The following is a 5,074-nucleotide window of genomic DNA, read 5'->3' as shown; positions in this document are numbered from 1 at the left end:
AGAGATGAGGCAGAGAAAAATACAAGTGCAGTAATAAACAATTAATAAAAGTATTATGAAAATAAAAAACCTATATAAATACTTATTTGCAGCTGTTTTAATACTGCAATTAACCGCCTGTAATAATAATACAGATGCTGAGCAATTTTTTGAAGAAACGCCTACAACGCGTTTAAATAATCAAAAATCTGAACTAAACGATGCATTACTTTCATCAGAATTTGGATGGAAAGCAGTCTATTTTACAGATAATACTGTTTTAGGAGGTTATACACATTTATTTAAGTTTGCAAAAGACGGAAGTGTAGAAATGGCATCAGATTTTGATGCAGATACAGATGTTTATAAAAGCGAGTACGCTATTCAGCTTGGAAGTACAGTAAGTGTGACTTTTACAACAAAAAATAGAATTCACCTTTTATCAGAATCAGATAATTTCCCAATTCCAGCCTTAAGAGCGAAAGGATATTTAGGAGATTTTCAGTTTTTGTATTACGGTCAGGAAAAAGGAGAGATTATTTTTAGAACCAATAGAAATAATCGTGAATTACGTTTCGTAAAAGCAACCGCTCAGGACTGGGCAGATTTGCATAAAAATATCGATATGATTCCTAATGTAATTGGGGCTCCGACCAGACCACTGTTTAGATTATTAGAAACAAATGATGGAACAACAAAACATCAGTTTGATTTTTCATTTTCTGCCGTAACTCGTTTTGCAGAGTCAAATTCTATCGAAGCAGGTTATTCTGTAAGCTACAATATGGGAGTAGGATATACCCCAACCGGTATTGTTGTGAGTCCTGCAGTAGTAGTGGGCGGACAAAACCTGACTAATTTTGTATATAATGATACTGATGGAAGTTTTACAGCAACAGGAACAGGCGGCGTAAGTGCTGTTATTAAATATACAGACAAACCTTTATCACTTACAGATGATTATAAGATATTGCTTCCTGGGCAGCCATTTACTGCATTTGGATATTATACTAATGATCACACTGTAAATGCTCCAAGTAATTCAGTATTGTTTAATGCTGAAATAGCTAAAATTAATGCGGCTTTACCTAAAGGACAAAGCATTGCAACTGTTGAAATATATAGTAATCATGCTATTGGAACATTTATTTATTACACTTTCGTAGGAAGAGGAGCTTTACAGCATCATGTTACTATTACAGAAGATGCAGTTGGTAAAAAAGTGATTTTAAAACATAAATCTTGGAACGGAAATACAACAGTAGCGACGCCGGCATTCCTTGCTAGTTTTGATAAGTATCTGATGGATCCAAACGGAATTTATGTGAAAAAAGAGAGCTTTAGAGTATTTTACAGTGATCCAGTTTATACGTTTACAAGTTCTTCAAGTCCATTTAGAATGACAACTTGGAGGCTTAACTAATAATTTTAGTTTTGTTTTTAATTTTGGAGAAAAAGCGACTCAATTTGAGTCGCTTTTTTAAAACTAAAATGCATTAATGATTAAAATTTAATCTGATGAAAAAGAAAATTGCTGCACCGATAAGTATTATTTCTTTGTGGGGACTTATACTTATCGCCATAACAGAATGGTATTATGAATATGTGAGGTATTATTTGTATGCCTCAATAGCTGTCATTATTCCTATTATGATTTGGAATTTGATAAAACAGAAAAAAAAGGACAAAATTAATGGAACAAGAGAGTTTCAATCATCTATCTATAGAATGCTGATAATGGCCGTAGTGCTTATCATTATTTTTTACATTACTAAGCAAGAGCATATAGGTTAATTCTAAGTTTAATTATTAAGGAGAAAAGCGGTTCAATTTTGAATCGCTTTTTTATTAGATTAACCCGCAGCATACAGTTATATAGAGATATATAAATAACTTTAAAAAAGGTGTTTCTATGTGTTTAATGTTTCTACGCCCAATTAGATTAGAATAAATAATTTCAGGACCAATTTTTATGGCACAAATTTTATTAAACGCCCAAATAATCTATATTTGTATTTCAAAAAATAAAAACGAATACTTCAATATGAAATTACTAGAAGGAAAAGTAGCAATCATTACTGGCGCGAGCCGAGGAATTGGAAAAGGAATTGCAGAAGTTTTTGCTAAACACGGAGCAAACGTAGCATTTACATATAGCTCATCTGTAGAATCTGCTCAAGCTTTAGAAGCGGAGTTAAATGGTTTAGGTGTTAAAGCAAAAGGTTACAAGTCTAACGCAGCCGATTTTAATGAAGCACAAACTTTTGTTGATGCAGTTTTGGCTGATTTTGGTACAGTAGATATTTTGATTAACAACGCAGGAATTACAAAAGATAACTTGTTAATGCGTATGTCTGAAGCTGATTTTGATCAAGTAATTGATGTAAACTTGAAATCAGTTTTTAATATGACAAAAGCAATTCAAAAAACGTTCTTGAAGCAGCGTGCAGGTTCTATCATTAATATTAGCTCTGTTGTAGGAGTTTCTGGAAATGCAGGACAAACAAATTACGCAGCATCAAAAGCAGGTGCAATTGGTTTTACAAAATCAGTAGCTTTAGAATTAGGATCACGTAACATTCGTTGTAATGCAATCGCTCCAGGTTTTATTGAAACAGAAATGACTGCAAAACTACCAGAAGATGTAGTAAAAGGATGGAGAGACGGAATTCCGTTGAAACGTGGCGGAACTACAGAAGATGTAGCAAACGCTTGTCTTTTCTTAGCATCAGATATGAGTGCATACGTTACAGGACAAGTGCTTAATGTTTGCGGAGGAATGCTTACTTAATAGTTTTCAGTGTTCAGACTTTAGTTTTCAGTTTTTATCTGACTCTGAACACTAATTTTTTTAATTTGATCACTAAAAATTGATTACTGAATACTAGATATATATGACTACAAACACGATTTTATTATTATTGCTTTCTTTAGTAATAGCGGGTGGGTTATCGTATTTTCAATATTTTTTTAAAGCCAAAAACAAATCGAATCTGATTTGGTTTTTGGCTTTTTTACGTTTTCTAGCCATTTTTGGATTATTGGTGTTACTTATAAACCCAGTAATTTCAAAAAGCTCGTTGGAAATTACCAAAACACCTTTGGCAATTGCTGTTGATAATTCAAGTTCGATAACCGCATTAAAAGCAGACAAAAAAGCAGTTGAATTATATCAAAAGCTAATTTCAAATCCCGCATTAAAGGAAAAATTTGATATTCAATCCTACCAATTCGATGCCGATTTTAAAATTTCAGATAAATTTGATTTTAGCGGCAAACAAACCAATCTAGACGAAGCAGCAAAGAATTTAAAAAGCATCAATAAAAATCTGATTTTCCCAACCGTAATTATTACTGACGGAAATCAAACTACAGGAAACGATTACGTATACCGATTTGATCCTGTTAATAAAGTTTATCCTTTGGTTGTGGGAGATACAACCACTTTTCTTGATTTAAAAATAAATCAGTTAAACGTAAATAAATACGCATTTCATAAAAATAAATTTCCTGTAGAAGTTTTTCTTCAGTATGCAGGCGATAAATCTACAACTGCCGATTTTACAATTTCGCAGGGAAATACCGTTGTTGCAAAAGAGAAAGTTTCTTTCTCACCATCCAGAAAAACAGCAGCATTAAATTTGCTTTTACCAGCTGATAAAGTAGGGCTGCAAATATTTAAAGCCAGTATTTCGTCAACCGCAAAAGAAAAGAACAGCTATAATAATATCAAGAACTTTGCAGTAGAAGTAATCGATCAAAAATCGACAATAGCAATTGTTTCAGCTATAAACCATCCAGATATTGCTGCATTAAAACGCTCAATCGAAGTTAATGCACAACGCAAAGTAATTTTAGTTAAACCAAATGATATCAGCCAGCTGCAAGAAGCATCAGTTTTAGTTTTATATCAGCCGACATCAGCTTTCAAAGCAGTTTTTGACAATAACAAACAAGCCGGAAGAAACACATTTATCATTACAGGAAACAACACCGATTTTAATTTTCTAAACCAGCAGCAAAATAATTTGGTTTTTAAAATGAGTGGACAAATCGAAGATTATTTATCTGAATTTCAATCGCAGTTCAATTTATTTGCGGTTGATAATATTGGTTTCGAGAATTTTCCGCCATTGCAAAACTTATTCGGAACAATTTCAACAAACGGAAATGTGTCTGTTTTACTTTCTTCAAAAATTAGAAACGTTTCTACAAATGCTCCTTTGTTGGCTTTCGCCGAAAATCAGGGAAAAAGAACAGCCTTTCTTTTAGGTGAAAATAGCTGGAAATGGCGTTTACAAAGTCATATAGACAATCAGTCGTTTGAAAAATATGATGTATTTATAGATAAAATAATTCAGTATTTAGCCACATCAACATCAAAGAAATCACTCGTTGTAGCACATGAAAGTTTTTATAATTCGGGTGAAGAAATTATAATTAATGCACAGTATTTTAATAAAAACTATGAGTTTGACGAAAAAGCAAGATTAACAATCACTGTTAAAAATGCCGAAACCAAACAAGTAAAAAACTACGATTTATTAAAAGGAAACAATTCTTTCTCCGTAAACTTAGAAGGATTAACCGCAGGAAAGTATAATTTTACAGTAAAAGAGTTAAATTCAAATACATCTTATTCAAGTCATTTTGAAATTTTAGATTTTGACATCGAAAAACAATTTGTAAATCCTGATGTTGCAAAATTGAAACAATTAGTACTGCAAACCAACGGAAAAGCATTCTTTGAAGATCAAGCCGATGATTTGATTCAAGAGCTTTTAGAAAGTAAAGAATACAAATCGATTGAAAAAAATGTTTCTACAAAAACTCCAATTATTGACTGGGTTTGGTTATTGGTTTTAATTGCGGTTTTGTTAACGACAGAGTGGTTTGTTAGGAAATATAGCGGGTTACTTTAATTGAATTTAAAAGGTTTTTATTTAGGAAAATCATAGTTTTATGAGCGGTATTTAGAGTATTTTAGATATTGCATTTGCTTTAGTAGAAAGTTTGTTACAAGAGTAGGTAATTTGGTTTTGGAGAATCAAGGAAAGTGTTTGATAATTGTAGATTTTTGAGAATTAGTTTTTCT

Annotated in this window: 4 protein-coding genes; all 4 read left to right on the top strand. The window is 32.1% G+C overall.

From position 1 onward, the window contains the following. Positions 1–55: 55 nt before the first annotated feature. A complete protein-coding gene (locus tag BOW55_RS20420; RefSeq protein ID WP_129026278.1) occupies positions 56–1,402 on the top strand; it encodes a DUF4302 domain-containing protein in 1,347 nt (448 codons plus the stop codon). 95 nt (positions 1,403–1,497) lie between these two features. After that, the gene (locus tag BOW55_RS20415; protein WP_129026276.1) at positions 1,498–1,773 is read left to right on the top strand and encodes a hypothetical protein; all 276 of its coding nucleotides are present in this window, start codon (positions 1,498–1,500) and stop codon (positions 1,771–1,773) included. A 250-nt stretch (positions 1,774–2,023) separates the two neighbouring features. Then, complete coding sequence (gene fabG, locus BOW55_RS20410; protein ID WP_089055474.1) at positions 2,024–2,770, top strand: 3-oxoacyl-[acyl-carrier-protein] reductase; 747 nt, start codon at positions 2,024–2,026, stop codon at positions 2,768–2,770. 103 nt (positions 2,771–2,873) lie between these two features. Continuing rightward, complete coding sequence (locus tag BOW55_RS20405; protein WP_129026274.1) at positions 2,874–4,901, top strand: hypothetical protein; 2,028 nt, start codon at positions 2,874–2,876, stop codon at positions 4,899–4,901. The last annotated feature ends 173 nt before the right edge of the window (positions 4,902–5,074 follow it).

Origin of the sequence: Flavobacterium sp. YO12 (assembly GCF_004119495.1) — a bacterium.
Lineage (GTDB): Bacteria > Bacteroidota > Bacteroidia > Flavobacteriales > Flavobacteriaceae > Flavobacterium.
The sequence above is the reverse complement of the archived record's forward strand: the minus strand, read 5'-3'. Positions and strand labels throughout refer to the sequence as shown.

What these genes read in the sequence shown, in the direction of transcription:
- BOW55_RS20420 (WP_129026278.1), top strand. Translation starts at nt 56, where the DNA reads ATGAAAATAAAAAACCTATATAAATACTTATTTGCAGCTGTTTTAATA.
- BOW55_RS20415 (WP_129026276.1), top strand. Translation starts at nt 1,498, where the DNA reads ATGAAAAAGAAAATTGCTGCACCGATAAGTATTATTTCTTTGTGGGGA.
- fabG (WP_089055474.1), top strand. Translation starts at nt 2,024, where the DNA reads ATGAAATTACTAGAAGGAAAAGTAGCAATCATTACTGGCGCGAGCCGA.
- BOW55_RS20405 (WP_129026274.1), top strand. Translation starts at nt 2,874, where the DNA reads ATGACTACAAACACGATTTTATTATTATTGCTTTCTTTAGTAATAGCG.